Annotated in this window: 37 protein-coding genes; 33 read left to right on the forward strand and 4 right to left on the reverse strand. The window is 68.3% G+C overall.

Going from position 1 to position 24,002, the window contains the following annotated elements:
* The first annotated feature begins 55 nt into the window (after positions 1-55).
* On the forward strand, positions 56-277 hold the full coding sequence (locus QSK39_RS36035; RefSeq protein ID WP_285482319.1) for a hypothetical protein: 222 nt from the start codon (positions 56-58) through the stop codon (positions 275-277).
* Here QSK39_RS36035 and QSK39_RS36040 read toward each other — a convergent pair.
* The 4 genes from QSK39_RS36040 to QSK39_RS36055 are packed head-to-tail and all read right to left on the reverse strand — an operon-like array spanning position 258 to position 2,986.
* Positions 258-884, reverse strand: coding sequence for a hypothetical protein (locus tag QSK39_RS36040; RefSeq protein WP_285482320.1), 627 nt, complete (start codon positions 882-884; stop codon positions 258-260). The genes QSK39_RS36035 and QSK39_RS36040 overlap by 20 nt on opposite strands.
* Positions 884-2,074 (reverse strand): hypothetical protein, encoded by a 1,191-nt coding sequence (locus QSK39_RS36045; RefSeq protein WP_285482321.1) that lies wholly within the window; start codon positions 2,072-2,074, stop codon positions 884-886. The genes QSK39_RS36040 and QSK39_RS36045 overlap by 1 nt, the downstream gene beginning before the upstream one ends.
* Positions 2,075-2,087: 13 nt before the next feature.
* A complete protein-coding gene (locus QSK39_RS36050) occupies positions 2,088-2,429 on the reverse strand; it encodes a hypothetical protein (RefSeq protein WP_285482322.1) in 342 nt (113 codons plus the stop codon).
* The gene (locus tag QSK39_RS36055) at positions 2,429-2,986 is read right to left on the reverse strand and encodes a YbaB/EbfC family nucleoid-associated protein (protein WP_285482323.1); all 558 of its coding nucleotides are present in this window, start codon (positions 2,984-2,986) and stop codon (positions 2,429-2,431) included. Before QSK39_RS36055 ends, QSK39_RS36050 begins: the two co-directional genes overlap by 1 nt.
* A gap of 165 nt (positions 2,987-3,151) precedes the next feature.
* Between QSK39_RS36055 and QSK39_RS36060 the strand changes: the two genes are divergently transcribed.
* The 32 genes from QSK39_RS36060 to map all read left to right on the forward strand — a co-directional run bounded on the left by QSK39_RS36060 (position 3,152) and on the right by map (position 23,939).
* Positions 3,152-3,307 carry a hypothetical protein gene (locus QSK39_RS36060; protein WP_285482324.1) on the forward strand — a complete coding sequence of 52 codons (156 nt, stop codon included), beginning with the start codon at positions 3,152-3,154 and terminating at the stop codon, positions 3,305-3,307.
* A 546-nt stretch (positions 3,308-3,853) separates the two neighbouring features.
* Positions 3,854-4,228 carry a 30S ribosomal protein S12 gene (gene rpsL / locus QSK39_RS36065; protein WP_003102113.1) on the forward strand — a complete coding sequence of 125 codons (375 nt, stop codon included), beginning with the start codon at positions 3,854-3,856 and terminating at the stop codon, positions 4,226-4,228.
* Complete coding sequence (gene rpsG, locus QSK39_RS36070) at positions 4,228-4,698, forward strand: 30S ribosomal protein S7 (RefSeq protein ID WP_003102106.1); 471 nt, start codon at positions 4,228-4,230, stop codon at positions 4,696-4,698. Before rpsL ends, rpsG begins: the two co-directional genes overlap by 1 nt.
* Before the next feature lie 63 nt (positions 4,699-4,761).
* A complete protein-coding gene (fusA, locus tag QSK39_RS36075; protein WP_285482325.1) occupies positions 4,762-6,861 on the forward strand; it encodes an elongation factor G in 2,100 nt (699 codons plus the stop codon).
* A gap of 131 nt (positions 6,862-6,992) precedes the next feature.
* A complete protein-coding gene (tuf, locus tag QSK39_RS36080) occupies positions 6,993-8,186 on the forward strand; it encodes an elongation factor Tu (protein WP_285482326.1) in 1,194 nt (397 codons plus the stop codon).
* A 409-nt stretch (positions 8,187-8,595) separates the two neighbouring features.
* The gene (gene rpsJ / locus QSK39_RS36085; RefSeq protein WP_003102098.1) at positions 8,596-8,901 is read left to right on the forward strand and encodes a 30S ribosomal protein S10; all 306 of its coding nucleotides are present in this window, start codon (positions 8,596-8,598) and stop codon (positions 8,899-8,901) included.
* Positions 8,902-8,932: 31 nt separating this feature from the next.
* Complete coding sequence (rplC, locus tag QSK39_RS36090; protein WP_125306110.1) at positions 8,933-9,589, forward strand: 50S ribosomal protein L3; 657 nt, start codon at positions 8,933-8,935, stop codon at positions 9,587-9,589.
* The gene (gene rplD, locus QSK39_RS36095) at positions 9,586-10,275 is read left to right on the forward strand and encodes a 50S ribosomal protein L4 (protein ID WP_155548870.1); all 690 of its coding nucleotides are present in this window, start codon (positions 9,586-9,588) and stop codon (positions 10,273-10,275) included. The genes rplC and rplD overlap by 4 nt, the downstream gene beginning before the upstream one ends.
* Complete coding sequence (gene rplW / locus QSK39_RS36100) at positions 10,272-10,583, forward strand: 50S ribosomal protein L23 (RefSeq protein ID WP_003102087.1); 312 nt, start codon at positions 10,272-10,274, stop codon at positions 10,581-10,583. Before rplD ends, rplW begins: the two co-directional genes overlap by 4 nt.
* 15 nt (positions 10,584-10,598) lie before the next feature.
* Positions 10,599-11,435 carry a 50S ribosomal protein L2 gene (rplB, locus tag QSK39_RS36105; protein WP_285482327.1) on the forward strand — a complete coding sequence of 279 codons (837 nt, stop codon included), beginning with the start codon at positions 10,599-10,601 and terminating at the stop codon, positions 11,433-11,435.
* 18 nt (positions 11,436-11,453) lie between these two features.
* On the forward strand, positions 11,454-11,735 hold the full coding sequence (rpsS, locus tag QSK39_RS36110) for a 30S ribosomal protein S19 (protein ID WP_003102083.1): 282 nt from the start codon (positions 11,454-11,456) through the stop codon (positions 11,733-11,735).
* A gap of 29 nt (positions 11,736-11,764) precedes the next feature.
* On the forward strand, positions 11,765-12,184 hold the full coding sequence (gene rplV, locus QSK39_RS36115; protein ID WP_086675501.1) for a 50S ribosomal protein L22: 420 nt from the start codon (positions 11,765-11,767) through the stop codon (positions 12,182-12,184).
* Complete coding sequence (gene rpsC, locus QSK39_RS36120) at positions 12,184-13,011, forward strand: 30S ribosomal protein S3 (RefSeq protein WP_086842942.1); 828 nt, start codon at positions 12,184-12,186, stop codon at positions 13,009-13,011. The genes rplV and rpsC overlap by 1 nt, the downstream gene beginning before the upstream one ends.
* A 3-nt stretch (positions 13,012-13,014) precedes the next feature.
* Positions 13,015-13,434 carry a 50S ribosomal protein L16 gene (gene rplP, locus QSK39_RS36125; protein WP_004558864.1) on the forward strand — a complete coding sequence of 140 codons (420 nt, stop codon included), beginning with the start codon at positions 13,015-13,017 and terminating at the stop codon, positions 13,432-13,434.
* Positions 13,434-13,679: a 50S ribosomal protein L29 gene (gene rpmC / locus QSK39_RS36130; RefSeq protein WP_285482328.1), complete on the forward strand. Its 246-nt coding sequence runs from the start codon at positions 13,434-13,436 to the stop codon at positions 13,677-13,679. Before rplP ends, rpmC begins: the two co-directional genes overlap by 1 nt.
* The gene (rpsQ, locus tag QSK39_RS36135; RefSeq protein ID WP_284745390.1) at positions 13,676-13,954 is read left to right on the forward strand and encodes a 30S ribosomal protein S17; all 279 of its coding nucleotides are present in this window, start codon (positions 13,676-13,678) and stop codon (positions 13,952-13,954) included. Before rpmC ends, rpsQ begins: the two co-directional genes overlap by 4 nt.
* Positions 13,955-14,043: 89 nt before the next feature.
* Positions 14,044-14,412, forward strand: a complete 369-nt coding sequence (gene rplN / locus QSK39_RS36140) for a 50S ribosomal protein L14 (RefSeq protein ID WP_004558867.1) — start codon at positions 14,044-14,046, stop codon at positions 14,410-14,412.
* The gene (gene rplX / locus QSK39_RS36145; protein ID WP_086675498.1) at positions 14,412-14,726 is read left to right on the forward strand and encodes a 50S ribosomal protein L24; all 315 of its coding nucleotides are present in this window, start codon (positions 14,412-14,414) and stop codon (positions 14,724-14,726) included. Before rplN ends, rplX begins: the two co-directional genes overlap by 1 nt.
* Entirely contained in the window at positions 14,726-15,289 is a 564-nt protein-coding gene (gene rplE / locus QSK39_RS36150; RefSeq protein ID WP_285482329.1) for a 50S ribosomal protein L5, read from the forward strand. The genes rplX and rplE overlap by 1 nt, the downstream gene beginning before the upstream one ends.
* A 4-nt stretch (positions 15,290-15,293) precedes the next feature.
* Positions 15,294-15,479 carry a type Z 30S ribosomal protein S14 gene (locus QSK39_RS36155; RefSeq protein WP_004558870.1) on the forward strand — a complete coding sequence of 62 codons (186 nt, stop codon included), beginning with the start codon at positions 15,294-15,296 and terminating at the stop codon, positions 15,477-15,479.
* A gap of 85 nt (positions 15,480-15,564) precedes the next feature.
* Positions 15,565-15,963: a 30S ribosomal protein S8 gene (rpsH, locus tag QSK39_RS36160; protein ID WP_285482330.1), complete on the forward strand. Its 399-nt coding sequence runs from the start codon at positions 15,565-15,567 to the stop codon at positions 15,961-15,963.
* Between the two features lie 16 nt (positions 15,964-15,979).
* A complete protein-coding gene (rplF, locus tag QSK39_RS36165; RefSeq protein WP_285482331.1) occupies positions 15,980-16,519 on the forward strand; it encodes a 50S ribosomal protein L6 in 540 nt (179 codons plus the stop codon).
* Between the two features lie 2 nt (positions 16,520-16,521).
* Positions 16,522-16,920 (forward strand): 50S ribosomal protein L18, encoded by a 399-nt coding sequence (rplR, locus tag QSK39_RS36170; RefSeq protein WP_285482332.1) that lies wholly within the window; start codon positions 16,522-16,524, stop codon positions 16,918-16,920.
* Positions 16,921-16,954: 34 nt separating this feature from the next.
* Positions 16,955-17,602, forward strand: a complete 648-nt coding sequence (rpsE, locus tag QSK39_RS36175; protein ID WP_076163010.1) for a 30S ribosomal protein S5 — start codon at positions 16,955-16,957, stop codon at positions 17,600-17,602.
* Position 17,603: 1 nt separating this feature from the next.
* Positions 17,604-17,789, forward strand: coding sequence for a 50S ribosomal protein L30 (gene rpmD, locus QSK39_RS36180; RefSeq protein ID WP_155548877.1), 186 nt, complete (start codon positions 17,604-17,606; stop codon positions 17,787-17,789).
* Positions 17,786-18,232 (forward strand): 50S ribosomal protein L15, encoded by a 447-nt coding sequence (gene rplO / locus QSK39_RS36185; RefSeq protein WP_285482333.1) that lies wholly within the window; start codon positions 17,786-17,788, stop codon positions 18,230-18,232. The genes rpmD and rplO overlap by 4 nt, the downstream gene beginning before the upstream one ends.
* A 100-nt stretch (positions 18,233-18,332) precedes the next feature.
* Positions 18,333-18,956, forward strand: a complete 624-nt coding sequence (locus QSK39_RS36190) for a hypothetical protein (RefSeq protein WP_285482334.1) — start codon at positions 18,333-18,335, stop codon at positions 18,954-18,956.
* Between the two features lie 152 nt (positions 18,957-19,108).
* Complete coding sequence (locus QSK39_RS36195) at positions 19,109-20,347, forward strand: hypothetical protein (protein WP_285482335.1); 1,239 nt, start codon at positions 19,109-19,111, stop codon at positions 20,345-20,347.
* A gap of 31 nt (positions 20,348-20,378) precedes the next feature.
* Complete coding sequence (locus QSK39_RS36200) at positions 20,379-21,002, forward strand: LysE family translocator (RefSeq protein WP_285482336.1); 624 nt, start codon at positions 20,379-20,381, stop codon at positions 21,000-21,002.
* Between the two features lie 257 nt (positions 21,003-21,259).
* On the forward strand, positions 21,260-22,567 hold the full coding sequence (gene secY, locus QSK39_RS36205) for a preprotein translocase subunit SecY (RefSeq protein WP_285482337.1): 1,308 nt from the start codon (positions 21,260-21,262) through the stop codon (positions 22,565-22,567).
* A complete protein-coding gene (locus QSK39_RS36210; RefSeq protein WP_284745400.1) occupies positions 22,564-23,118 on the forward strand; it encodes an adenylate kinase in 555 nt (184 codons plus the stop codon). The genes secY and QSK39_RS36210 overlap by 4 nt, the downstream gene beginning before the upstream one ends.
* Positions 23,119-23,162: 44 nt before the next feature.
* Positions 23,163-23,939 (forward strand): type I methionyl aminopeptidase, encoded by a 777-nt coding sequence (map, locus tag QSK39_RS36215; RefSeq protein ID WP_285482338.1) that lies wholly within the window; start codon positions 23,163-23,165, stop codon positions 23,937-23,939.
* Positions 23,940-24,002: the final 63 nt, after the last annotated feature.

Here is a 24,002-nt window from a genome sequence, read left to right on the forward strand (position 1 = left end):
CTCATCCTGGGGACGCTGTCCAGCGAATTGCCCGGGCCCCGGGCACCATGAAGGTATGACGACGATCACGAAGCGCCTGACAGTGGTGGCCGTCCTGCTGATCACGGTGGGAGCGATCCTGCTGTCGGTGGGCGCACTCGGCTTCCGGTCCGACGAGCAGGCCGACGCCAACATCGGCGCGGGGTTCGCCCTGCTGGCCGGGCCCTACATCGTCGGCTTGGGCCTGGTGTTCGCGCTGTCGGCGGGCTTGACGCACCTCACGACGCGCCGTCGCTGACGCTCCACAACGCCGCGGGCAGCTCGTCGGCCAGGTCGGCCAGGTAGCCGGCGTCGGCGACGATGTTCTGCCGGGTCGCGCACCCCTGACCCCAGGTCCGCGCCGAGCCGTGCTCCACGACGACGTCCCGTTGGGCGAACCGCGGGTTGGCGGCCAGCCACCGGGTGAGCTCGCCTTCGAGCGGCGAATCCGGGGGCAGCGTCGGCATCGAGAGCGCCTTCCCCGGCACGATCCGCAGCTCCGGAGACGGCGGCACCTGCACCTGCGTGACGTGGATGTCGCGGAAGTACGTGTGGTCGTCGAAGTGCCGGTACGGCTCCTGCCCGTCGACGGCGATCACCGGCCGGTCGCGGTGGCGGAACTCGACCCACGACTTGTGGCCGCTTTCGGCCAGCGGGCGCCCGGTCGGGTGGATGACCCCGAACGTCGGCGCCGGGTTCGCGTCGCCGGCGACCCCGCTGTGGAACGTGCCGCCGCGCTCGGCCGCGAAGGCCTTGAACCAGTGCTCCTTGCGGCCTTCGACGTACTTCGTGTGCGATCGCCACCAGAGCGCGGCCGCGCCCGCGAAACCGGCCACGATCAGGACGATCACCAGTGCCAGGATCATCAGAAGTCCAGGTCCTCGCGGGTTTCTTCGTCGGATTGGGTGCGGCCCGTCTCGCCGTAGTCGCTCGCCTTCTTGGCGTTCTTGACGTGGCTGTTGAGCTTGCCGAGGTGGTCGTTCAGCGTCTTGGCCGGGTTGTCGCCGGGCTTGGCCGGGTTGAAGCCGAACACGCCCTTGGCCGCCGCCTCGCCGCCCTTCTTCGCGATCTCGGACAGCGCGTTCTTGCCGGCCCGCTTGCCGATCATCCCCTCGGCGCCCTTGAGCTTGTCCACCATGCTCTTGCCCGCGTTCGTTTCGGCGATTTCCTTGAGCTTGTCCGCGGTCTTGCCTTCGGTGAACACCTTGCCCAGCTTCGTCGCGGCCAGCTTGGCCTTCATCTTCTGCAGCCAGGCGAGGATCTTCTGCAGCAGCTCGCGGACCTTCGATACCTTCTGCGTCGTCTTCGCGGCGGTCGTGCCGAGTTTGACCTCGGACGCCGTGCCCGCGGTGGCGACCGACGCCCCGCAGGTGGGCACCGCGGCCGCCAGCGCCGGGATCCAGATCATGACCAGCCAGGTGATCAGCTCGGTGAGGATCGCCTTGATCAGGTCTTCGATGAAGCTCATCAGCATGCTGCTCAGCTGCAGCATCTGCGCCAGGTCACCGGACTTCGCGGAGACCCCGCCGATGCCGTGGGCGAACTCGCCGAGCGACGTGCGCGCCGCGTCGCCGGCGTTCCCCTTCCAGTTCGCCAGCGACGTGTCCGCGACCTCGGCGAAGTTCTTCGCCAGCTGGTCCAGCCCGGTCGCGATGGCGGTGAAATTGTCCGCCGCGATGCCGAGCGCGGGCCCGTCGCCGCTGACGAAGTGGATCGCGTCCTGGATCGGCTGGACGGCGCCGATCAGGAAGTTCAGCCCCTGCCCGACGAGCCAGCCGAGCGGGTCGGTGGCGATGTCGGTGATCGTGCTCGCGCTCGACTGGATGAAGCTCGTCGTGTCGGTCGCGATGCTGCCGAGCCCGAGGGCGATGTCGACGCCGTCCGGGTGCGGTGCCGTCGCGGCCTTCGCCACCGAGACGAAGTCCTTGCCGACGGTCACCGCGCTGCCCACGAAGGGCGTCGCCTTGACCGCGTTGTCGACGTTCACCCCGAGCACGGTCGCCGGGTCGTCGCTCTTCACGCCGACGCCGCTCGCGACGTCCTGGAACTCCGCCATCGTGCTGCCCCCCTCAGGGCTGCTTCGGGCCGTCGAGCAGGACCTCGACCTGCCCGAAGAAGGCCTTGTGGTCGTCTTCGATGCCCTGGTAGACGTTCGCCGCGTCGGTGAACTTGCCCTGCGCCGACGTCAGGCCCTCGGCCATCGACGCCAGCAGGTCGCGCAGCTCGTGCAGCGTCTCGTCGTACCCGTGCTTGGTGAACAGGCCGACCACGCCCCACGACTTGTCGCCGACGTCGGACTGGCCGACCTTCTCGGTGAACTTCGCGCCCTGGTCCTGGTACTTGCCGAGCACGCCGACGTACTGGCGCAGCGCGTCGATCTCCACCTGGTAGCCGCCGGCTCCGTCGGGCATCAGTCCTCCTCGTCGAACAGGTTGCGCAGGAACGTGTCGCCGGCGGACCCGGCCGCGGGCGGTGCCTGCGGCGGCGGGGGAGGCGTGTCGGCCTGGCGCAGCACCCGTTCCTCGGAGAAGTCCTCGGCGGGGGCCGGCGGCTCCGGCGTTCCTTCCGCGAGCTTCGACCGCATTTCCTCGACGGTGGTTCCGAACGCGACGGCCTGGGTTTCGATGACCTGGTCGACCAGGCCGAGGTGGTCGCCCAGGTGTTCCTGCACGAGCACCGCCTGCCGGCGGGCCGCTTCGCCGACGGCTTCGCGCAGGGTGCCCATGAGCGCGGCGGACAGCGCCTGCGGGCCCTTCGCGAGCGCCGCGTCGGTGAACTTGACGTCGAGGACCGCGCCGCCGGGGCCGGTGACCACGGTCACGCCGCCGTCCGGCGAGGACGCGCTCGCCCGGAGCTCGGTCAGTTCCTGCCGCATCGCGCCGACGCCGGCGAAGCGGTCGTCGACGTCGCGGATGCTCGATTCGAACCGCTCGAACTCCGCCACCAGCTGGTCGAACTCGGCCGACATGTCTCTGTTCCTCCCCGCTCGCCCGGTGCTCGCCACCCATCGTGGCCCCTCGGCGACGGTGTGACGCACGGAACGCCCGATCCGATCCCACTGCGTCACCCGACCGGGTAATGGGTAGGTTTCCGGCCGCAAGGGGAAGCAGGGAAGAGTCGCTAGGAGTGTGTGATGAGCAGCAGCGAAGGGGCCGAGCGGCCCGACGAAGAGCCGAAGTCGACCGGCAGCCACGCGGCTCCCGAGGGAGCGGACGTGCACCCGCTCATCGACCTCTCGCGCGACCCGAACCCGGGCAAGCCGGACCACGCGAAGCCCGACGAGGACTGATCCACCGCCCGGAGGGTCGGCTCGCGTACTCGAAGGGTCGGGTCGCGTACCTGGAGGGTCGGCTCGCGAGCCGACCGTCGGAGTACGCGAGCCGACTGTCCGGGTACGCGAGCCGACCGTCCGGCCTGGGAACATTCCCGAGGCGGGCAGTGTTGTAGAAAACGCCTGGGGAGGGCGTATCTCCTGTGCCGGGCCGGAAACGGCGTCCGGTACCCAGGCACGACCGCCTGGCGGAACATCCCGCGGCGCTGTGCTGTTCGGAGGTAGGCTGGAGGTTCGCCGACCTTCGGACCCCCCGCCGCGCTCTGCCCGGACCCGGGCGGGTATCTTTGGAGACCGTGCCCGGCAGGCGTCGGGCCGCTCCGCGTGCCGTGCGGCATGGGCGGGGTGCTCAGGCACCCGGTCACCGGCTTCGGCAGGTCGGGGTTCCGACGGAAAATCCCTCCGGGAAGTTACCGGTCGAGAGACCGTGACGCGGGCCGACACGCCCGACCGCGGGGGCCGGTGAAGACACGAAGAAGCAGATCACGACAGGAAGCTGGTCCATTGCCCACGATCCAGCAGCTGGTCCGCAAGGGCCGCCAGGACAAGGCTGCCAAGCAGAAGACCGCGGCCCTCAAGGGGAGCCCGCAGCGGCGTGGCGTGTGCACTCGCGTGTACACCACGACCCCCAAGAAGCCGAACTCGGCGCTTCGCAAGGTCGCGCGTGTGAAGCTGACCAGCGGCATCGAGGTCACCGCCTACATCCCCGGTGAGGGCCACAACCTGCAGGAGCACTCGATGGTGCTCGTGCGTGGTGGTCGTGTGAAGGACCTTCCGGGTGTCCGTTACAAGATCATCCGCGGTTCGCTCGACACGCAGGGTGTCAAGAACCGCAAGCAGGCGCGCAGCCGGTACGGCGCGAAGAAGGAGAAGAGCTAATGCCCCGCAAGGGTCCGGCCCCGAAGCGGCCGCTGATCTCCGACCCCGTCTACGCCTCCCCGCTGGTCACCCAGCTGGTGAACAAGGTGCTGAAGGACGGGAAGCGGTCCCTGGCCGAGCGCATCGTGTACGGCGCGCTCGAAGGCGCTCGCGAGAAGACGGGCACCGACCCGGTCGTCACGCTGAAGCGCGCCCTCGACAACGTGAAGCCCACCATCGAGGTGAAGAGCCGCCGCGTCGGTGGCGCCACCTACCAGGTGCCGATCGAGGTCAAGCCGGGCCGCTCCACCACGCTGGCCCTGCGCTGGCTGGTCTCCTTCTCGCAGGCCCGCCGCGAGAAGACGATGATCGAGCGCCTGCAGAACGAGCTCCTGGACGCTTCCAACGGCCTCGGTGCCTCCGTGAAGCGTCGCGAGGACACGCACAAGATGGCCGAGTCCAACCGGGCCTTCGCGCACTACCGCTGGTGATGACCGCCCGGCTGTCGACCAAGCCATGCCGGGCCCCAAGCTTGAGAACAGGGGAACACTCTCGTGGCACGTGACGTGCTGACCGACCTGACACAGGTCCGCAACATCGGCATCATGGCCCACATCGACGCCGGCAAGACGACCACCACCGAGCGGATCCTGTTCTACACCGGGGTCAACTACAAGATCGGTGAAGTCCACGACGGCGCCGCCACCATGGACTGGATGGAGGAGGAGCAGAAGCGGGGTATCACCATCACCTCGGCTGCGACCACCACCTTCTGGGACGACCACCAGATCAACATCATCGACACCCCGGGCCACGTCGACTTCACCGTCGAGGTGGAGCGCAACCTCCGGGTGCTCGACGGTGCGGTCGCCGTCTTCGACGGCAAGGAAGGCGTCGAGCCGCAGTCCGAGCAGGTCTGGCGGCAGGCGGACAAGTACGACGTCCCGCGCATCTGCTTCGTCAACAAGATGGACAAGCTGGGTGCGGACTTCTACTACACCGTGAAGACCATCGTGGAGCGCCTCGGCGTCCGCCCGCTGGTCATCCAGCTGCCGATCGGCGCCGAGAACGACTTCGAAGGCGTCGTCGACCTGGTCCGCATGAAGGCGCTGACCTGGCGCGGCGAGGTCCAGAAGGGCGAGGACTACTCCGTCGAGGACATCCCGGCCGAGCTGGCCGAGCTGGCCGCGGAGTACCGCGAGAAGCTCGTCGAGACCGTCGCCGAGGCGGACGACGCGCTGATGGAGAAGTTCCTCGAGGGCGAGGAGCTGACGGAGGCCGAGATCAAGTCCGGCATCCGCAAGCTCACCATCACCCGCGACGTCTTCCCGGTGCTGGCCGGTTCCGCGTTCAAGAACAAGGGCGTCCAGCCCATGCTCGACGCGGTCATCGACTACCTGCCGTCGCCGCTGGACATGCCGCCGGTCGAGGGCACGCTGACCGACGGGGAGACCCCGGCCACGCGTACCGCTTCGGTCGACGAGCCGTTCGCCGCGCTCGCGTTCAAGATCGCCGCGCACCCGTTCTTCGGCAAGCTGACCTACATCCGGGTGTACTCGGGCAAGGTCGCCGCCGGCGCTCAGGTCATCAACGCGACCAAGGAGCGCAAGGAGCGCATCGGGAAGATCTTCCAGATGCACTCCAACAAGGAGAACCCGGTCGACGACGCCCAGGTCGGCCACATCTACGCGGTCATCGGGCTGAAGGACACCACCACGGGTGACACCCTGGCGGACCCGCAGAACCCGATCGTGCTGGAGTCGATGACGTTCCCCGAGCCGGTCATCCGGGTCGCGATCGAGCCGAAGACGAAGGCCGACCAGGAGAAGCTGTCCCTGGCGATCCAGAAGCTGGCCGAAGAGGACCCGACGTTCCAGGTCAAGCTGGACGAGGACACCGGCCAGACGATCATCGCGGGCATGGGCGAGCTGCACCTCGAGGTGCTGGTGAACCGCATGAAGTCCGACTACAAGGTCGAGGCGAACATCGGTAAGCCGCAGGTCGCCTACCGCGAGACGATCAAGCGGACGGTCGACAAGCTCGACTACGTCCACAAGAAGCAGACCGGTGGTTCCGGCCAGTTCGCGAAGGTCATCGTGAAGCTGGAGCCGCTCGAGCGCACCGATGGCGCGCTCTACGAGTTCGACAACAAGGTGACCGGTGGTCGCGTGCCGCGGGAGTACATCCCGTCGGTGGACGCGGGCGCGCAGGACGCGATGCAGTACGGCGTCCTGGCCGGCTACCCGCTCGTCGGGTTGAAGTTCACCCTGTTGGACGGTGCTTACCACGAGGTCGACTCTTCGGAGATGGCGTTCAAGATCGCCGGTTCCATGGCGATGAAGGAAGCCGCGAAGAAGGCCGGCCCGGTGATCCTGGAGCCGATGATGGCGGTCGAGGTGACCACGCCCGAGGACTACATGGGTGACGTCATCGGTGACCTCAACTCCCGCCGTGGTCAGATCCAGGCCATGGAGGAGCGGTCGGGTACCCGCGTCGTGAAGGCGCTGGTCCCGCTGTCGGAGATGTTCGGCTACGTCGGCGACCTGCGGTCCCGCACCCAGGGCCGGGCGAACTACTCCATGGTGTTCGACTCCTACGCCGAGGTTCCCGCGAACGTCGCGAAGGAAATCATCGCGAAGGCGACGGGGGAGTAAAACCCCTCACCGCGCGCGGGCATTAAGGGACTCTCCTGAACGTCCGCTAGCACCGACGAAGGAACATTCGGGGGTCGGCAGCCACGCCGGCCCCCGAGCACAAAGCGAAATCAGTCCAGGAGGACATTCCAGTGGCGAAGGCGAAGTTCGAGCGGAGCAAGCCGCACGTCAACATCGGGACCATCGGTCACGTCGACCACGGCAAGACCACGCTGACCGCGGCGATCACCAAGGTTCTGCACGACAAGTACCCGGAGCTCAACGAGTCCCGGGCGTTCGACCAGATCGACAACGCGCCGGAAGAGAAGCAGCGCGGCATCACGATCAACATCTCGCACGTCGAGTACCAGACCGAGAAGCGTCACTACGCGCACGTCGACGCCCCCGGTCACGCGGACTACATCAAGAACATGATCACCGGTGCCGCCCAGATGGACGGCGCGATCCTGGTGGTCGCCGCGACCGACGGCCCGATGCCGCAGACCCGTGAGCACGTGCTGCTCGCCCGCCAGGTCGGCGTGCCCTACATCGTGGTCGCGCTGAACAAGGCCGACATGGTCGACGACGAGGAGATCCTGGAGCTCGTCGAGCTCGAGGTCCGCGAGCTGCTGTCCTCGCAGGAGTTCCCGGGCGACGACGCCCCGGTCGTGCGCGTCTCGGGCCTCAAGGCCCTCGAGGGCGACGAGAAGTGGGCCGAGGCCGTTCTCGAGCTGATGACCGCCGTCGACGACAACGTGCCGGACCCGGTGCGCGAGCTCGACAAGCCGTTCCTCATGCCGATCGAGGACGTCTTCACGATCACCGGTCGCGGCACCGTCGTCACCGGCCGCGTCGAGCGTGGCGTGGTCAACGTGAACGAAGAGGTCGAGATCGTCGGCATCAAGGACAAGTCGACCAAGACCACGGTCACCGGTGTCGAGATGTTCCGCAAGCTGCTCGACCAGGGCCAGGCGGGCGACAACGTCGGCCTCCTCGTCCGCGGCATCAAGCGCGAGGACGTCGAGCGCGGCCAGGTCGTCGTGAAGCCGGGCACCACCACCCCGCACACCGACTTCGAGGGCCGGGTCTACATCCTGTCGAAGGACGAGGGTGGCCGTCACACCCCGTTCTTCAACAACTACCGCCCGCAGTTCTACTTCCGCACCACCGACGTGACCGGCGTCGTGACCCTCCCCGAGGGCACCGAGATGGTCATGCCGGGCGACAACACCGACATCTCGGTCGCGCTGATCCAGCCGGTCGCGATGGACGTGAACCTGCGGTTCGCCATCCGCGAGGGTGGCCGCACCGTCGGTGCGGGTCAGGTCACCAAGATCATCAAGTGATTCGGCGCCCAGCCCGGGGGCAATACACCCCCGGGTCAGGGGCGTCAAATCACGTGTGCGACACTATTCAGGTTGCTCGTCCTGGGGCGGCCGATCCTCATCGGGGTTTTCCTCGAGAGGGTCCGGCCGCCCTGGTGCGAGTGGCCACGGTCCGCCGAGCTCTTCCTTCGGGTTGCAGGCGAGCGGGCAAAGGCAGTGAGACGGTCAGCCGGCTCATAGCCTCCTCACGTTGAGGAAGACCAGGCAAGACGACGATCCCGCGGGATCGGTCTGTGCGTCGGGCGCGACACGCCCGACCGCGTGGACCGGGGACAGGGCCGTTGAACTGCGGAAACCCAGGCCAAGGGTGGGAACACCCGGCGGGGTTTGTGAGATAGCGGCACGAGACGACAAGGAACGAGCAGCCACCATGGCGGGACAGAAGATCCGCATCCGGCTCAAGGCCTACGACCACGAGGCGATCGACACCTCGGCGCGCAAGATCGTGGAGACGGTCACGCGCACCGGCGCCCGGGTTGTCGGGCCGGTGCCGCTGCCCACCGAGAAGAACGTTTACTGCGTCATCCGCTCGCCGCACAAGTACAAGGACTCGCGCGAGCACTTCGAGATGCGCACGCACAAGCGTCTGATCGACATCCTCGACCCGACGCCGAAGACGGTCGACGCGCTCATGCGCATCGACCTGCCGGCGAGCGTCGACGTCAACATCCAGTAAGCGTTGGGCGAGCGGCGGAGATAAGAGACTCATGTCTGACAGGCAAATGAAGGGCATCCTGGGCACGAAGCTCGGCATGACCCAGGTCTTCGACGAGCAGAACCGGGTTGTCCCGGTCACCGTCGTGAAGGCCGGCCCGAACGTGGTGACCCAGGTTCGGACCCAGGAAAAAGACGGCTACAAGGCCGTGCAGCTGGCGTTCGGCGCGGTCGACCCGCGCAAGGTGAACAAGCCGCGCACCGGCCACTACGACAAGGCGGGCGTGACGCCGCGCCGGTACCTCGCCGAGCTGCGCACCACCGACGCCGAGACCTACGAGGTCGGCCAGGAGATCACCGCCGAGGTGTTCGCCGCCGGCGTCGAGGTCGACGTGACCGGTACCAGCAAGGGCAAGGGCTACGCGGGTGTCATGAAGCGCCACGGTTTCAAGGGCCAGGGCGCGAGCCACGGTGCCCAGGCCGTGCACCGCAAGCCGGGTTCGATCGGTGGCTGCGCCACCCCCGGCCGCGTCTTCAAGGGCCTGCGCATGGCGGGCCGGATGGGCAACGACCGGGTCACCACGCAGAACCTGACTGTGCACGCCGTGCGTGCCGAGGACGGCCTGCTGCTGATCAAGGGCGCCGTGCCCGGTCCCAAGGGCGGCCTGCTGTTCGTGCGCAGCGCCGCGAAGGGTGGTAACTCCGAATGACAAGCGTCGAGCTGAAGACCCCGGCCGGTAAAGCCGACGGCACCGTGGACCTCCCCGAGGAGATCTTCGACGTGCAGGCCAATGTCGCGCTGATGCACCAGGTCGTGGTGGCCCAGCAGGCCGCCGCCCGCCAGGGCACGCACGACACGAAGACCCGTGGTGAGGTCTCCGGTGGCGGCAAGAAGCCGTACCGGCAGAAGGGCACCGGCCGTGCCCGCCAGGGTTCGACCCGCGCGCCGCAGTTCGTCGGCGGTGGCGTCGTCCACGGCCCCACGCCGCGTGACTACTCGCAGCGCACCCCGAAGAAGATGAAGGCCGCCGCTCTGCGTGGCGCCCTCTCCGACCGGGCCCGCGCCGGCCAGCTCCACATCGTCACCGAGCTGGTGACGGGTGAGAAGCCGTCCACGAAGGCCGCCAAGGCCGTGCTCGCCGCGGTGACGCAGGCGAAGCGCGTGCTCGTGGTGCTGCACCGGGACGACGAGTACAGCTGGGTCTCCCTGCGGAACCTGCCCGAGGTGCACCTCCTCTGGGCCGACCAGCTCAACACCTACGACGTGCTGGTCAACGACGACGTCGTGTTCACCAAGGCCGCGTACGACGTGTTCGTCGCCGGCCCCGCCCGCGGCAAGACCGTCAAGGCTTCGGCGCGGTCGGGCGAGGTCACGGAAGGGAGTGACGAGAAGTGAGTTCGGTCGCCATTCCGGACCCCCGCGACATCCTGCTCGCGCCGGTCATCTCCGAGAAGTCCTACGGGCTGCTCGAGGACCACAAGTACACGTTCATCGTCCGCCCGGACGCCAACAAGACCCAGATCAAGATCGCGGTCGAGAAGGTGTTCGGCGTCAAGGTGGTCAGCGTCAACACGGCCAACCGTCAGGGCAAGCGGAAGCGGACTCGCGCAGGCTTCGGCAAGCGCAAGGACACCAAGCGCGCCATCGTGACTCTTTCGCCCGAGAGCAAGGCGATCGAGATCTTCGGCGGACCCACCGCGTAAAGGACTGAGCTGACAATGGGCATCCGCAAGTACAAGCCGACGACCCCGGGTCGTCGCGGTTCGAGCGTCTCGGACTTCGCCGAGATCACCCGCTCCACCCCGGAGAAGTCGCTGCTTCGTCCGCTGAGCGGTTCGGGCGGTCGCAACTCGTCCGGCAAGATCACCACCCGGCACAAGGGTGGCGGCCACAAGCGCGCGTACCGAGTCATCGACTTCCGTCGCAACGACAAGGACGGCATCCCCGCCAAGGTCGCGCACATCGAGTACGACCCCAACCGGTCCGCTCGCATCGCGCTGCTGCACTACGCCGACGGCGAGAAGCGCTACATCATCGCGCCGGAGAAGCTGCGTCAGGGCGACACGGTCGAGAACGGCCCCCGCGCCGACATCAAGCCGGGCAACAACCTGCCGCTGCGCAACATCCCGGTCGGCACCGTGATCCACGCGATCGAGCTCCGCCCCGGCGGCGGCGCGAAGATGGCGCGGTCCGCGGGCGCGAAGGTGCAGCTCGTCGCCAAGGACGGTCCGTACGCCCAGCTGCGTCTCCCCTCGGGCGAGATCCGCAACGTGGACGTGCGCAACCGCGCCACGGTCGGCGAGGTCGGCAACTCCGAGCACGCCAACATCAACTGGGGCAAGGCCGGCCGCAACCGCTGGCGCGGCAAGCGCCCCACGGTCCGCGGTGTCGTCATGAACCCGGTCGACCACCCGCACGGTGGTGGCGAGGGCAAGACGTCCGGTGGTCGTCACCCCGTCAACCCGAACGGTAAGCCCGAGGGTCGCACGCGCCGGCGCAAGCCGAGCGACGCCCTCATCGTCCGCCGCCGGCGTACCGGCAAGAACAAGCGCTGAGCAGGGAGGTAGAACAACATGCCACGTAGCCTCAAGAAGGGCCCGTTCGTGGACGACCACCTGCTCAAGAAGGTGGACGCGCTGAACGAATCGGGTAAGAAGACGGTCATCAAGACCTGGTCGCGACGCTCGACGATCATCCCGGACTTCCTGGGACACACGATCGCCGTGCACGACGGCCGCAAGCACGTCCCGGTGTTCGTCACCGAGGCCATGGTGGGTCACAAGCTGGGCGAGTTCGCCCCGACGCGGACCTTCAAGGGTCACATCAAGGACGACCGCAAGTCGCGCCGCCGCTGAGCGGGCACGAAACCAGACAGGAAGTAGCGATGAACGCCCAGAACGACGTGACGACCGAGGCTGAACTGCCTACGGCGTACGCGCGGGCTCGCTTCGTCCGGGACTCGCCGACCAAGGTGCGCCGGGTGATCGAGCTCATCAAGGGACGTAGCGCCGCCGACGCCTTGGCCGTGCTCCGGTTCGCCCCGCAGGCGGCCAGCGAGCCGGTCGCGAAGGTGCTCGCCAGCGCCGTGGCCAACGCCGAGAACAACCTTCAGCTGGACCCGGAGACGCTCTGGGTCAAGAACGCGTACGCCGACGAGGGCCCCACCCTCAAGCGGATCCGTCCGCGGGCCCAGGGCCGCGCGTACCGGATCCGCAAGCGGACCAGCCACATCACCGTCGAGGTGGAGTCGCGTCCGGCCGTCGCGCAGAAGGCTCAGAGCAAGAAGAAGGCAGGTGGCCGGTAGTGGGCCAGAAGATCAACCCGCACGGTTTCCGCCTGGGTATCACCACGGACTGGAAGTCGCGCTGGTACGCCGACAAGCAGTACGCCGAGTACGTGGCCGAGGACGTCAAGATCCGCAAGCTGCTGGCGACGGGCATGGAGCGCGCCGGCATCTCCAAGGTCGAGATCGAGCGCACTCGTGACCGCGTCCGCGTCGACATCCACACCGCCCGGCCGGGCATCGTCATCGGCCGCCGCGGCGCGGAGGCCGACCGGATCCGCGGCGCGCTGGAGAAGCTGACCAAGAAGCAGGTCCAGCTGAACATCCTCGAGGTCAAGAACCCCGAGGCCGACGCCCAGCTGGTCGCCCAGGCGGTCGCGGAGCAGCTTTCCAACCGCGTGGCGTTCCGTCGCGCGATGCGGAAGGCGATCCAGACCTCCATGCGCTCGCCGCAGGTCAAGGGCATTCGCGTGCAGTGCGGCGGTCGTCTCGGCGGTGCCGAGATGTCCCGCTCCGAGCACTACCGCGACGGCCGGGTCCCGCTGCACACGCTGCGCGCCGACATCGACTACGGCTTCTTCGAGGCCAAGACGACGTTCGGTCGCATCGGCGTCAAGGTGTGGATCTACAAGGGCGAGCTCGTCGGTGGCCTGAAGGCTCGCGAGGCCCGCGACGCCGCCGAGCGCGCGCCGCGTCGCGACCGCGACCGCAGCGACCGGCCGTCCCGTCCGCGTCGTTCCGGCGCTTCGGGCACGACGGCCACCTCGACCGAAGCCGGTCGCGCCGCCGCGGCCGCCACGACCGAGGCGGCCCCGGCCACCGAGACCGCAGAAAAGACGGAGGGCTGAGACGTGCTCATCCCGCGCAGGGTCAAGCACCGGAAGCAGCACTCCCCGAAGCGCCACGGCGCCGCCAAGGGTGGCACGAAGGTCAGCTTCGGCGAGTACGGCATCCAGGCGCTTGAGCACAGCTACGTGACGAACCGGCAGATCGAGTCCGCTCGTATCGCCATGACCCGTCACATCAAGCGTGGTGGCAAGGTGTGGACGACCATCTACCCGGACCGCCCGCTGACCAAGAAGCCGGCCGAAACCCGCATGGGTTCCGGTAAGGGTTCGCCCGAGTGGTGGATCGCCAACGTGAAGCCGGGCCGCGTGATGTTCGAGATCTCGTTCCCGAACGAGGAGACCGCCCGTGAGGCGCTCCGCCGCGCGATCCACAAGCTGCCCATGAAGTGCCGCATCGTGACCCGTGAAGGTGGTGAGTTCTGATGGCGAACGCTGGTGCTCTGGCATCGGAGCTGCGTGAGCTCACCGCGGAAGAGCTCGTCCTGCGTCTGAAGGAATACAAGGAGGAGCTCTTCAACCTCCGCTTCCAGATGGCGACCGGGCAGCTCGACAACAACCGCCGTCTGCGCACCGTCCGCACGGACATCGCGCGGATCTACACGGTCATGCGCGAGCGCGAACTCGGCCTGTCCGTTGCCCCCGACTCCGAGAGTGAAGGTGCCGCATGAGCGAGCCCACCTCCGAGACGCCGGCCCGGAACGACCGCAAGGTCCGCGAGGGCTATGTCGTCTCGGGCAAGATGAACAAGACGATCGTGGTCGAGCTCGAGGACCGCAAGAAGCACCCCCGTTACTCGAAGGTTCTCCGCAGCACCACCAAGGTCAAGGTGCACGACGAGAACAACGAGGCGGGCGTGGGCGACCGGGTCACCCTGATGGAGACCCGCCCGCTGTCGGCGACGAAGCGGTGGCGCCTGGTGCAGATCGTGGAGAAGGCCAAGTAAGCAGGGCTCTTCGGAGTCTTTAGTTCCGCAAGGCTCGCCAATGTGAACTCACAAGCGGGCGAGAACCGGCGCGACATACAGGAGTTGACGTGATCCAGCAGGAGTCGCGGCTTCGGGTAGCCGACAACACGGGTGCGAAGGAAATCCTCTGCATCCGCGTTCTCGGTGGTTCCGGGCGGCGCTACGCCGGCATCGGTGACATCATCGTCGCCACCGTGAAGGACGCCATCCCGGCCGCCGGGGTGAAGAAGGGCGATGTCGTCAAGGCCGTCATCGTCCGCACGGTCAAGGAGCGTCGTCGTCCGGACGGTTCCTACATCCGGTTCGACGAGAACGCCGCCGTGCTCATCAAGAACGACAACGAGCCCCGGGGCACCCGCATCTTCGGCCCGGTGGGCCGCGAGCTGCGCGACCGAAAGTTCATGAAGATCATTTCGCTCGCGCCGGAGGTGCTGTGATGAAGGTGAAGAAGGGCGACACGGTCGTCGTCATCGCCGGCAAGGACAAGGGCGCCAAGGGCAAGGTCATCCAGGCTTACCCGGAGCGCGACCGCGTGCTGGTCGAGGGCGTGAACCGGATCAAGAAGCACACGCGGATCACCCAGACCCAGCGCGGTGCGCAGTCCGGTGGCATCGTCACGCAGGAGGCCCCGATCCACGTCTCCAACGTGATGGTCGTCGACTCGGACGGCAAGCCGTCCCGGGTGGGTTACCGCATCGGCGAGGACGGCAAGAAGGTCCGGATCTCGCGCCGGAACGGTAAGGACATCTGATGACCACCGCAGAGAAGGTCGCGCCGCGCCTCAAGGTGCGCTACCGCGAAGAGATCAAGGGCCAGCTGCAGGCGGAGTTCTCCTTCGCCAACGTCCACCAGATCCCGGGCGTGACGAAGGTCGTCGTGAACATGGGTGTCGGCGACGCCGCCCGTGACAGCAAGCTGATCGAGGGCGCGGTCAAGGACCTCGCCCTGATCACCGGCCAGAAGCCCGAGGTCCGCAAGGCCCGCAAGTCCATCGCGCAGTTCAAGCTGCGCGAGGGCCAGCCGATCGGCGCGCGCGTCACGCTGCGCGGCGACCGGATGTGGGAGTTCCTCGACCGGCTGCTGACCATCGCGCTGCCGCGTATCCGCGACTTCCGCGGGCTTTCGCCGAAGCAGTTCGACGGCCACGGCAACTACACGTTCGGTCTCAACGAGCAGTCGATGTTCCACGAGATCGACCCTGACTCCATCGACCGCCCGCGCGGCATGGACGTCACCGTCGTCACGACCGCCACGAACGACGACGAGGGCCGGGCGCTGCTGCGCAAGCTCGGCTTCCCGTTCAAGGAGAACTGAGCCGATGGCCAAGAAAGCACTGGTCCACAAGGCCGCGAAGAAGCCGAAGTTCGCCGTGCGCGCCTACACCCGCTGCCAGCGGTGCGGCCGCCCGCACGCCGTGTTCCGCAAGTTCGGGCTCTGCCGGATCTGCCTTCGCGAGATGGCACACGCGGGCGAGCTGCCCGGCGTCCGCAAGTCCAGCTGGTAAGAGCATTAACTCCCACTTCGCCACAGGCCCCGCTGTCCGTTTTCCGGGCAGCGGGGAACCAGGCGAGAAAGGTTGACAGGTCACCATGACGATGACCGACCCCATCGCAGACTTCTTGACGCGTCTGCGTAACGCGAACTCGGCGTACCACGACGAGGTCAAGCTCCCGCACTCGAAGCTCAAGGCGAACATCGCCGAGATCCTCAAGCGCGAGGGCTACATCGCGAGCTACCACGACGAGCCGGGCGAGAAGCACAAGAACCTCGTCGTCGTTCTCAAGTACGGCCCCAACCGTGAGCGGAGCATCGCCGGCCTCCGGCGCGTCTCCAAGCCCGGTCTGCGGGTCTACGCAAAATCGACCGAACTGCCGTCCGTTCTCGGTGGCCTGGGCGTCGCGATCATCTCGACGTCCGGCGGCCTCCAGACCGACCGGCAGGCCAAGCGCAACAGCGTGGGCGGCGAAGTCCTCGCCTACGTCTGGTAAGGAAGGGGGCACAGACATGTCACGCATCGGAAAGCTGCCGGTCGCCGTCCCCTCCGGGGTCGAGGTGACCATCGACGGTCAGCACATCAGCGTCAAGGGCCCCAAGGGGACCCTGGAGCACACCATCGCCGAGCCGATCACGGTCGAGCGCGACGACGACGGCACCCTGCTGGTCAAGCGCCCGGACGACGAGCGCACCAGCAAGGCTCTGCACGGCCTCACCCGTACCCTGGTGAACAACCTGGTCGTGGGTGTGACCGCGGGCTACGAGAAGAAGCTCGAGATCCACGGTGTCGGTTACCGCGTGCAGGCCAAGGGCTCGGACCTCGAGTTCGCCCTCGGCTACTCGCACCCGGTGAAGATCGAGGCCCCGGAGGGCATCACCTTCAAGGTGGAGACCCCGACCCGGTTCTCGGTCTCCGGTATCGACAAGCAGAAGGTCGGCCAGATCTCGGCCGTCATCCGCAAGCTGCGGCGCCCGGACCCGTACAAGGGCAAGGGCCTGCGGTACGAGGGTGAGAAGATCCGCCGCAAGGTCGGAAAGACGGGTAAGTGATCATGAGCGACACGACTACGAAGCGCAAGCCGGTGGGCAAGGACATCTCGACCCGCCGCCGCGTCGCGAAGGCCCGTCGGCACTTCCGGCTCCGCAAGAAGGTCTCGGGCACGGACCAGCGTCCGCGCCTGGTCGTCAAGCGGTCCTCGCGGCACATCGCCGTGCAGGTCATCGACGACCTGGTCGGCCACACCCTGGTGTCGGCGTCCTCCCTCGAGGCGGACCTCCGGTCGTTCGACGGCGACAAGAAGGCCAAGGCCGCCAAGGTCGGGGCGCTCGTCGCGGAGCGGGCCAAGAACGCCGGGATCTCGGCTGTGGTGTTCGACCGTGGTGGCAACGCCTACCACGGCCGCATCGCCGCGCTCGCCGACGCCGCCCGTGAGGCGGGGTTGGAGTTCTGACGATGCAGAAGCTTGTTAACGGAAGGAATGCCTGATGCCGGGACGTACACGGCAATTCGGCGGCGGACAGGGCGGACCCGGCGGGCAGGGCGGCAACGACCGCAATGAACGTCGCGGTGGCGGCCGGGACCGGCGCGACAGCGGCCGTGGCGGGGCCGGCCAGGACAAGACCCCGCACCTCGAGAAGGTCGTGACGATCAACCGCGTCGCCAAGGTCGTCAAGGGTGGTCGTCGCTTCAGCTTCACCGCCCTGGTGGTCGTCGGTGACGGCGACGGTCAGGTCGGCGTCGGCTACGGCAAGGCCAAGGAAGTTCCCGCGGCGATCGCCAAGGGCGTCGAGGAAGCGAAGAAGAACTTCTTCCGCGTTCCCCGCGTCGGCGGCACCATCCCCCACCCGATCCAGGGTGAGGAGGCCGCCGGTGTCGTGCTGCTCCGTCCGGCGTCCGCCGGTACCGGCGTCATCGCCGGTGGCCCGGTGCGCGCGGTGCTGGAGTGCGCGGGTGTCCACGACGTGCTGTCGAAGTCGCTCGGCTCCGACAACGCGATCAACATCGTGCACGCGACCGTGGCGGCCCTGAAGGGCCTGCAGCGTCCCGAAGAGGTCGCGGCCCGCCGCGGTCTCCCGCTCGAGGACGTCGCGCCGGCCCGGATGCTGCGCCAGCGCGCGGGCCAGGGGGTCTGACATGGCTGAGCTCAAGGTCACCCAGGTCAAGAGCAAGATCGGCACGAAGCACGCTCACCGCGAGTCGCTGCGCACCCTCGGGCTGCGCAAGATCCGCCAGAGCGTCGTGCGGGAAGACACCCCCCAGGTGCGCGGCCTGATCCACACCGTCCGCCACCTGGTGGAGGTCGAGGAGGTCAAGGCATGACGGCCATCAAGATCCACCACCTGCGCCCGGCTCCGGGCTCGAAGCGCGAGAAGATGCGCGTCGGTCGTGGTGAAGGCTCGAAGGGCAAGACGGCCGGTCGCGGTACGAAGGGCACCAAGGCCCGGAAGAACGTGCCCGCCGGGTTCGAGGGTGGGCAGATGCCCATCCACATGCGGCTCCCGAAGCTGCGTGGCTTCAAGAACCGCTTCCGCACCGAGTACCAGCCGGTGAACGTGGGCGACATCGCCCGCGTCTTCCCGGACGGTGGCACGGTCGGCACCGAAGAGCTCGCCGCCGCGGGTCTCGTCCGCAAGGGCAAGCTCGTCAAGGTGCTCGGCAACGGTGACGTCAACGGCGTCAAGCTCGACGTGACCGCCGACGGTTTCTCCGGCTCCGCCAAGGAGAAGCTCGAAGCGGCCGGTGGCTCCGCCACCACCAACTGAGCGGTAGCTCGTCCGAAGGCCCGTCTGGTTCGCCAGGCGGGCCTTCGGCGTTTCCCGGGTTCGCTTGTGGTGACCTCGGTCCGACGGAAGGATCGGCGGGATGGACGTCACCCCGCCGGCGGCTCGCCGTGGTCCGGTCTTCCCGGTTTTCCTGGCGCCCGTGCTGGTGGTGCTGTCGCTCGCGCTGACGGTCTTCGGGACGTTCCTGCCGTTCTTCCGCACCGAGCAGACGCTGGGGATGGAACCGTCCGGGGTCGCGCGGTCGACCCTGCGGGCCTGGCGGATCGACTACTCGTTCCCGGGTGAGGGCGAGTTGAGCGCGCCTTCGGTGCCGCTCGGGTTCCCGCTGCTGCTGGCGAGCGCGATCCTCCTGGTGGCAGCGGTCCTGGGCATCCGCCAGGCGGCAACCCACCGCCCGTCCGCGGCGGCGCGCCGGACGACGCTGGCGGGAGCGGCGTTCCTGGCGGGAGCGGTCGGCACGATCGGCATGCAGGGCGCGCGCGGGCTTTTCGCCGACAGCGCACCCCCGGTGACCACGACGGCCCTGGCAGGCATGTGGGTGCTGACGGCGGCAGTCTTGGCAGCGGTGGCGGCAGCACTGCTGAACCACCGCCGGCTCGCGGAGCGCCGCCCGGAGTGGGCCGACCCGGCGGTGGCGTTCGCGGACACCCGGACACCGCCCTCGGGCGTGGTGATCACGGTCCTGCCCCCGGAGGACGACTGACCGGACAGGTTCCGGGCCGTTTCCTTGCCGTGGCGCGGATCCGGACGGAGGATCACAGGGTGGACAGACCGTCGCAGAACCCACCCGAGCGGCCAGGCCCAACGCCGGAGTCACCGCTGAGCTTCCCGGTCGAGGCCCCGAAGCTCGCGGGAGTGGAGCCGGGCGCGGGGGAGCCGCTCGAGTTCCCGGCGGAGTTTGCACCGCCTGCGGTGGGGGCTGCCGGTCCGCTGGTGCCGGGGGAGGCCGGGTTGCCTGCGAATCCGCTCGCCTCCCCAGCCACCGCGGCGCCCGCCGATCCGCCTGTTCCGGTGGAAGCGGCGGCGAATCCCCTGGCCATCCCAGCCACCGCGGCGCCCGCCGTGCCTGCGAATCCGCTCGCCTTCCCGGCGGAGGTCACCCCGCCTGCGGTCGGGGCTGCCACCCCGCTCGTTCCGGCGGAACCCGCGAGTCCGCTCGCCTTCCCCGCGGAGGTCACCTCGTCCGCTGGCGGTTCGCCTGTTCCGGTTGAGCCCACGAACCCCCTGGCCTTCCCCTCGGAGGTCGCAACTCCCGCCGGCGCACCGACGCTCCCGGCGGAAGCGGCGCCGGCGAATCCACTGGCCTTCCCGGCCGCAGCGGCGCCCGCCGATCCGCTCGCCTTCCCCGAGCAGGCCGCCTCCGCATCCCACCCGGCCGAGCAGCTGCCCTTCCCAGTCGCCGAGCTACCCGGCGCGGTCACCCCCATCCCGCCACCGGCCCCGGCAGCCGCCCCCGCACCGATCCCCGCCACCGAAGCCGCCGCCGCCCCCTCCGGGCTCCCGCGCTTCCTCGCACCCGCCCTCACCGCCGTTGCCGCCCTCATGGCCGTCGGCGGGCTCTTCCTTCCTCTCTTCCGGCTGCAGCAGCACATCAACATCCGGCAAGGGTTCTTCGAAGCCCAGCTCACCGTCACCGAGACCGCCTGGGCCAGCCGCACCGAGATTCCCGGGCAGGAGGTCACCGAGCAGGGGGCGCCGCCGGTCGGCATTCCGCTGATCTTCGCCGTTCTCGTGCTGGCCGTCGCCGCTTTCACCGCCTACTCGCGGCCGGACCGGGGCCTGGGACGGTGGCTGATCGCCGCCGGGGCCTTCTTCACCGCCGGCGTGGTCAGCACCGCCGGGATGACCGGGCCCGGGTGGGCCTCCATGGCGGACGGCCTGGACCTCGACGTCGTCACGGGGGCCGGCATGTGGCTGCTGATCGGGGCCACCGCGCTGGCCGCCGTCGCCGCCGTGCTCGCCTACCTGCCCGCTCGGCGGCGCACCCTGGGCACCTGGGCCGATCCGGCCTTGGCCTACGCCGACACCCCGACCCCGCCCAGCGGAGTCGCGATCACCGTGCTGCCGCCGGAACCGGACGAAAAACACGATTAACCCGCTCGCCATCCCGGCTACCGTGAAAGCCATGTTGGTCTTCTTCGGGGCGTCCGTGCTCATCGCGCTTACGCCAGGGGCGAACAACCTGCTCGGTCTCCACCACGGGATGACGCACGGTGTTCGCCGCGGCCTCGCCGGGCTGGCCGGCCGGCTGGCCGCGTTCACCCTGTTGATCACCGCCGTGGCGGCCGGGCTCGGGCAGCTGCTGGCCGCGTCCGAGACCGCCCTCGCGATCATCAAGTGGGCCGGCGCGGCCTACCTCCTCTACCTCGGCGTGCGGATCCTGTGGTCCACCATCCGGCGCAAAGGCGACGAACCCGAAGCCGTCCGGGCGAGCACCGGACCGGCGTCGGCGTGGCGCGTCGCGCGCAAGGAGTTCGGGGTCGCGATCACCAACCCGAAGGCGATCCTCATCTTCACCGCCTTCGTCCCGCAGTTCATCGACGCAGCTCACGGGCCCTTTTCGGCCCAGATCGCACTGCTGGGCGCGGTCTACCTGCTGGCCGAGTTCCTGGCCGGCTCGGTGTACGTCGGCGTCGGCGCGGCGGTGAAGTCGATCGAGCTCACGCGGCGGGCCCGGCGCAACGTCGACCGCGGCACCGGTGTGGTCCTCGTCGGGCTGGCCGGCGTGCTCGCGACGTCGACCGCTTGATCGACAATCTGTCAAGCCATCCGGCCAAGACGGCGATGTGGATCAACCCGCCGGAGCAACCTTGGTACGGAAAACGCACACGCACTGCGGACACGCCCTGTGAAGCTGTTAGAGTCGGCGACACGCTTCGGGACGAGTGTGCCCCGAAGCGTTCCTGGCTTGCGTGCCAGTAGTGCTGTGTGTTCCCGCCGGCCACCCGTGCCGGCCAAGCCGATCGTCGGTTGAGGACGGCCGACGACGCCGAGGAGGTCCCCCGCGTGTTCAGCGCCTTCCGCTCGGCTCTCGCGACGCCGGATCTACGCAAGAAGATCCTGTTCACGCTAGCCATCGTCGCGGTCTACCGAATCGGTGCGACCATTCCGGCACCCGGGATCTCCTACGGGGCGGTCCAGGCCTGTAGTTCCCAGGCGCAGCAGGAAGGCGTCTACCAGCTGCTGAACCTGTTCAGCGGCGGTGCGCTGCTGCAGCTGTCGCTCTTCTCGACCGGCATCATGCCGTACATCACGGCGAGCATCATCATCCAGCTGCTGACCGTGGTCATCCCGCGGTTCGAGGAGCTGAAGAAGGAAGGCCAGTCGGGCCAGGGCAAGCTGACCCAGTACACCCGGTACCTGACGGTCGCGCTGGCGATCCTGCAGGCCACCGGCGTGGTCGCGCTCGCGGACCGCAAGCAGCTCTTCCCGGACTGCGACCAGCCGATCATCCCGGACAACAGCGTCTACTCGCTCGCCATCATCGTGATCACCATGACCGCGGGCACCGCCGTCATGATGTGGCTGGGTGAGCTGATCACCGAACGCGGTGTCGGCAACGGCATGTCCGTCCTGATCTTCCTGAACATCGCCGCGCGCATCCCGGTCGAGGGCGGCAACATCCTCAGCAACGGCGGTGGCGTCGCGCTGACGATGATCTGCGTCTTCGGCCTCGTGATCATCGCGAGCGTCATCTTCGTCGAGCAGGGGCAGCGCCGGATCCCGGTGCAGTACGCCAAGCGCATGATCGGCCGCCGGATGTACGGCGGCACGTCGACCTACCTGCCGATCAAGGTGAACCAGGCCGGCGTCATCCCGGTCATCTTCGCGTCTTCCCTGCTGTACCTGCCGGACCTGATCAGCCGCCTCGTCGGCGACCAGAACGCCAACTCCGGCTGGCAGGTCTTCATCAAGAACTACATCGTGAACCAGTCCAGCTGGGTGCACATCGCGCTGTACTTCGCCCTGATCATCTTCTTCACGTACTTCTACATCACGATCACGTTCAACGTGGACGAGCGTGCGGAAGAGATGAAGAAGTTCGGCGGGTTCATCCCGGGCATCCGCCCGGGCCGCCCGACGGCGGAGTACCTGAGCTTCGTGCTCGGCCGGATCACCCTTCCGGGTTCGCTGTACCTGGGTATCATCGCGATCCTTCCGAACTTCTTCCTGTCGGTGACCGGTAGCGGGAACAACCAGAACTTCCCGTTCGGTGGCACGGCTGTGCTGATCATGGTCGGTGTCGGGCTCGACACCGTGAAGCAGATCGAAAGCCAGCTGATGCAGCGCAACTACGAAGGGTTCTTGAAGTGACGCGGCTGGTTCTCGTGGGTCCGCCCGGCGCGGGCAAAGGTACGCAGGCGGTGGCTCTGTCGGAGCAGCTGCGCATCCCGCACATCTCCACGGGTGAGCTGTTCCGCGCGCACGTCGGCCAGGAGACCCCGCTGGGCCAGGAAGCCAAGCGCTACCTGGACTCGGGCGAGCTCGTGCCCGACTCGGTGACGAACGAGATGGTCCGCGAGCGCCTGGCGGAGCCGGACGCGAAGGTCGGCTTCCTGCTCGACGGCTTCCCCCGCAACACCAAGCAGGCCGAGGTCCTCGGCGAGATCCTCGGCGACGCCGACGTCTCGCTCGACGCCGTGATCCAGCTGCAGGTGCCGGAGGACGTCGTCGTCGGGCGCCTCATGTCCCGCGGCCGCGCGGACGACACCGAAGAGGTCATCCGCCGCCGCCAGCAGATCTACGTGTCGGACACCGCGCCGCTGCTGGAGTACTACGCCGGCATCCTGGTGACCGTCGACGGCGTCGGCAGCGTGGAGGAGATCTCCGGCCGGGTGCTGGAAGCGCTGCGCGACCGCACGTGAATCTCGGAGGATTGCGTGTTCTGCAAGTGCTCCGCCGTGGGCGCATGATCGAGGTCAAGACCCCGAACGAGCTGCAGGCGATGCGGGCCGCCGGGCTCGTCGTCGCCCGCACGCTGGCGGCGGTCCGCGCCACGGCCAAACCGGGCGTCAGCACGGCCGAGCTCGACGAGCTGGCCGAGCAGACGATCCGGGACGCCGGCGCGGTGCCGTCCTTCAAGGGCTACCACGGCTTCCCGGCGTCGATCTGCGCGTCGGTGAACGAGCAGATCGTCCACGGCATCCCGGCGAAGACCCAGGTGCTGGCCGACGGCGACATCATCTCCGTCGACTGCGGGGCGATCCTCGACGGCTGGCACGGCGACTCCGCCGTGACGCTGGCCATCGGCGACGTCTCCGACGCCGACCTGGCGCTGTCCGCGGCGACCGAAGCGGCGATGTGGGCCGGCATCGAGGCGGTCAGCGCCGGCGGCCGGTTGACCGACATCTCTTACGCCGTCCAGTCGGCCGCCGAACGCGCGGGCCGCGACGACGGCATCGAGTACGGGATGATCGTCGAGTACGGCGGCCACGGCATCGGGCGCCAGATGCACATGGACCCGTTCCTGCCGAACATCGGCAAGCCGGGCAAGGGCCCGCGGCTGAAGGCGGGCATGGCGCTGGCCATCGAGCCGATGCTGACCGGCGGCGGTGGCGAGACCCGCGAGCTGGACGACGGCTGGACGGTTGTCACGGCCGACGGCTCCCGCGCGGCCCACTGGGAGCACACCGTCGCCATCACCGAAGAGGGCCCGTGGGTCCTCACGGCTCCTGAGGACTCCTGACCTGCGCTTTCACCCTTCCGTGGTGATCGACGTCACGTGCACCTGCGCATCCTCCTAGCATGA

The sequence above is a fragment of the Amycolatopsis sp. NBRC 101858 genome, from assembly GCF_030269325.1.
In the GTDB taxonomy this organism is placed as follows: Bacteria; Actinomycetota; Actinomycetes; order Mycobacteriales; family Pseudonocardiaceae; genus Amycolatopsis; species Amycolatopsis ponsaeliensis.

Bases quoted from the DNA above. Each gene is read 5' to 3' on its own strand.
- rplX (WP_086675498.1), top strand. From the start codon at position 14,412: ATGAAGGTGAAGAAGGGCGACACGGTCGTCGTCATCGCCGGCAAGGAC.
- rplR (WP_285482332.1), top strand. From the start codon at position 16,522: ATGAGCGACACGACTACGAAGCGCAAGCCGGTGGGCAAGGACATCTCG.
- QSK39_RS36045 (WP_285482321.1), bottom strand. From the start codon at position 2,074: ATGGCGGAGTTCCAGGACGTCGCGAGCGGCGTCGGCGTGAAGAGCGAC.
- QSK39_RS36055 (WP_285482323.1), bottom strand. From the start codon at position 2,986: ATGTCGGCCGAGTTCGACCAGCTGGTGGCGGAGTTCGAGCGGTTCGAA.
- QSK39_RS36035 (WP_285482319.1), top strand. From the start codon at position 56: ATGACGACGATCACGAAGCGCCTGACAGTGGTGGCCGTCCTGCTGATC.
- rplO (WP_285482333.1), top strand. From the start codon at position 17,786: ATGACGGCCATCAAGATCCACCACCTGCGCCCGGCTCCGGGCTCGAAG.
- rplB (WP_285482327.1), top strand. From the start codon at position 10,599: ATGGGCATCCGCAAGTACAAGCCGACGACCCCGGGTCGTCGCGGTTCG.
- rpmC (WP_285482328.1), top strand. From the start codon at position 13,434: ATGGCGAACGCTGGTGCTCTGGCATCGGAGCTGCGTGAGCTCACCGCG.
- rpsJ (WP_003102098.1), top strand. From the start codon at position 8,596: ATGGCGGGACAGAAGATCCGCATCCGGCTCAAGGCCTACGACCACGAG.
- rplE (WP_285482329.1), top strand. From the start codon at position 14,726: ATGACCACCGCAGAGAAGGTCGCGCCGCGCCTCAAGGTGCGCTACCGC.
- rpsS (WP_003102083.1), top strand. From the start codon at position 11,454: ATGCCACGTAGCCTCAAGAAGGGCCCGTTCGTGGACGACCACCTGCTC.
- map (WP_285482338.1), top strand. From the start codon at position 23,163: ATGATCGAGGTCAAGACCCCGAACGAGCTGCAGGCGATGCGGGCCGCC.
- QSK39_RS36200 (WP_285482336.1), top strand. From the start codon at position 20,379: ATGTTGGTCTTCTTCGGGGCGTCCGTGCTCATCGCGCTTACGCCAGGG.
- rplD (WP_155548870.1), top strand. From the start codon at position 9,586: ATGACAAGCGTCGAGCTGAAGACCCCGGCCGGTAAAGCCGACGGCACC.
- QSK39_RS36155 (WP_004558870.1), top strand. From the start codon at position 15,294: ATGGCCAAGAAAGCACTGGTCCACAAGGCCGCGAAGAAGCCGAAGTTC.
- rpmD (WP_155548877.1), top strand. From the start codon at position 17,604: ATGGCTGAGCTCAAGGTCACCCAGGTCAAGAGCAAGATCGGCACGAAG.
- rpsG (WP_003102106.1), top strand. From the start codon at position 4,228: ATGCCCCGCAAGGGTCCGGCCCCGAAGCGGCCGCTGATCTCCGACCCC.
- QSK39_RS36190 (WP_285482334.1), top strand. From the start codon at position 18,333: ATGGACGTCACCCCGCCGGCGGCTCGCCGTGGTCCGGTCTTCCCGGTT.
- rplC (WP_125306110.1), top strand. From the start codon at position 8,933: ATGTCTGACAGGCAAATGAAGGGCATCCTGGGCACGAAGCTCGGCATG.
- rplF (WP_285482331.1), top strand. From the start codon at position 15,980: ATGTCACGCATCGGAAAGCTGCCGGTCGCCGTCCCCTCCGGGGTCGAG.
- rplV (WP_086675501.1), top strand. From the start codon at position 11,765: ATGAACGCCCAGAACGACGTGACGACCGAGGCTGAACTGCCTACGGCG.
- QSK39_RS36060 (WP_285482324.1), top strand. From the start codon at position 3,152: ATGAGCAGCAGCGAAGGGGCCGAGCGGCCCGACGAAGAGCCGAAGTCG.
- QSK39_RS36050 (WP_285482322.1), bottom strand. From the start codon at position 2,429: ATGCCCGACGGAGCCGGCGGCTACCAGGTGGAGATCGACGCGCTGCGC.
- rpsE (WP_076163010.1), top strand. From the start codon at position 16,955: ATGCCGGGACGTACACGGCAATTCGGCGGCGGACAGGGCGGACCCGGC.
- rpsH (WP_285482330.1), top strand. From the start codon at position 15,565: ATGACGATGACCGACCCCATCGCAGACTTCTTGACGCGTCTGCGTAAC.
- rpsQ (WP_284745390.1), top strand. From the start codon at position 13,676: ATGAGCGAGCCCACCTCCGAGACGCCGGCCCGGAACGACCGCAAGGTC.
- QSK39_RS36040 (WP_285482320.1), bottom strand. From the start codon at position 884: ATGATCCTGGCACTGGTGATCGTCCTGATCGTGGCCGGTTTCGCGGGC.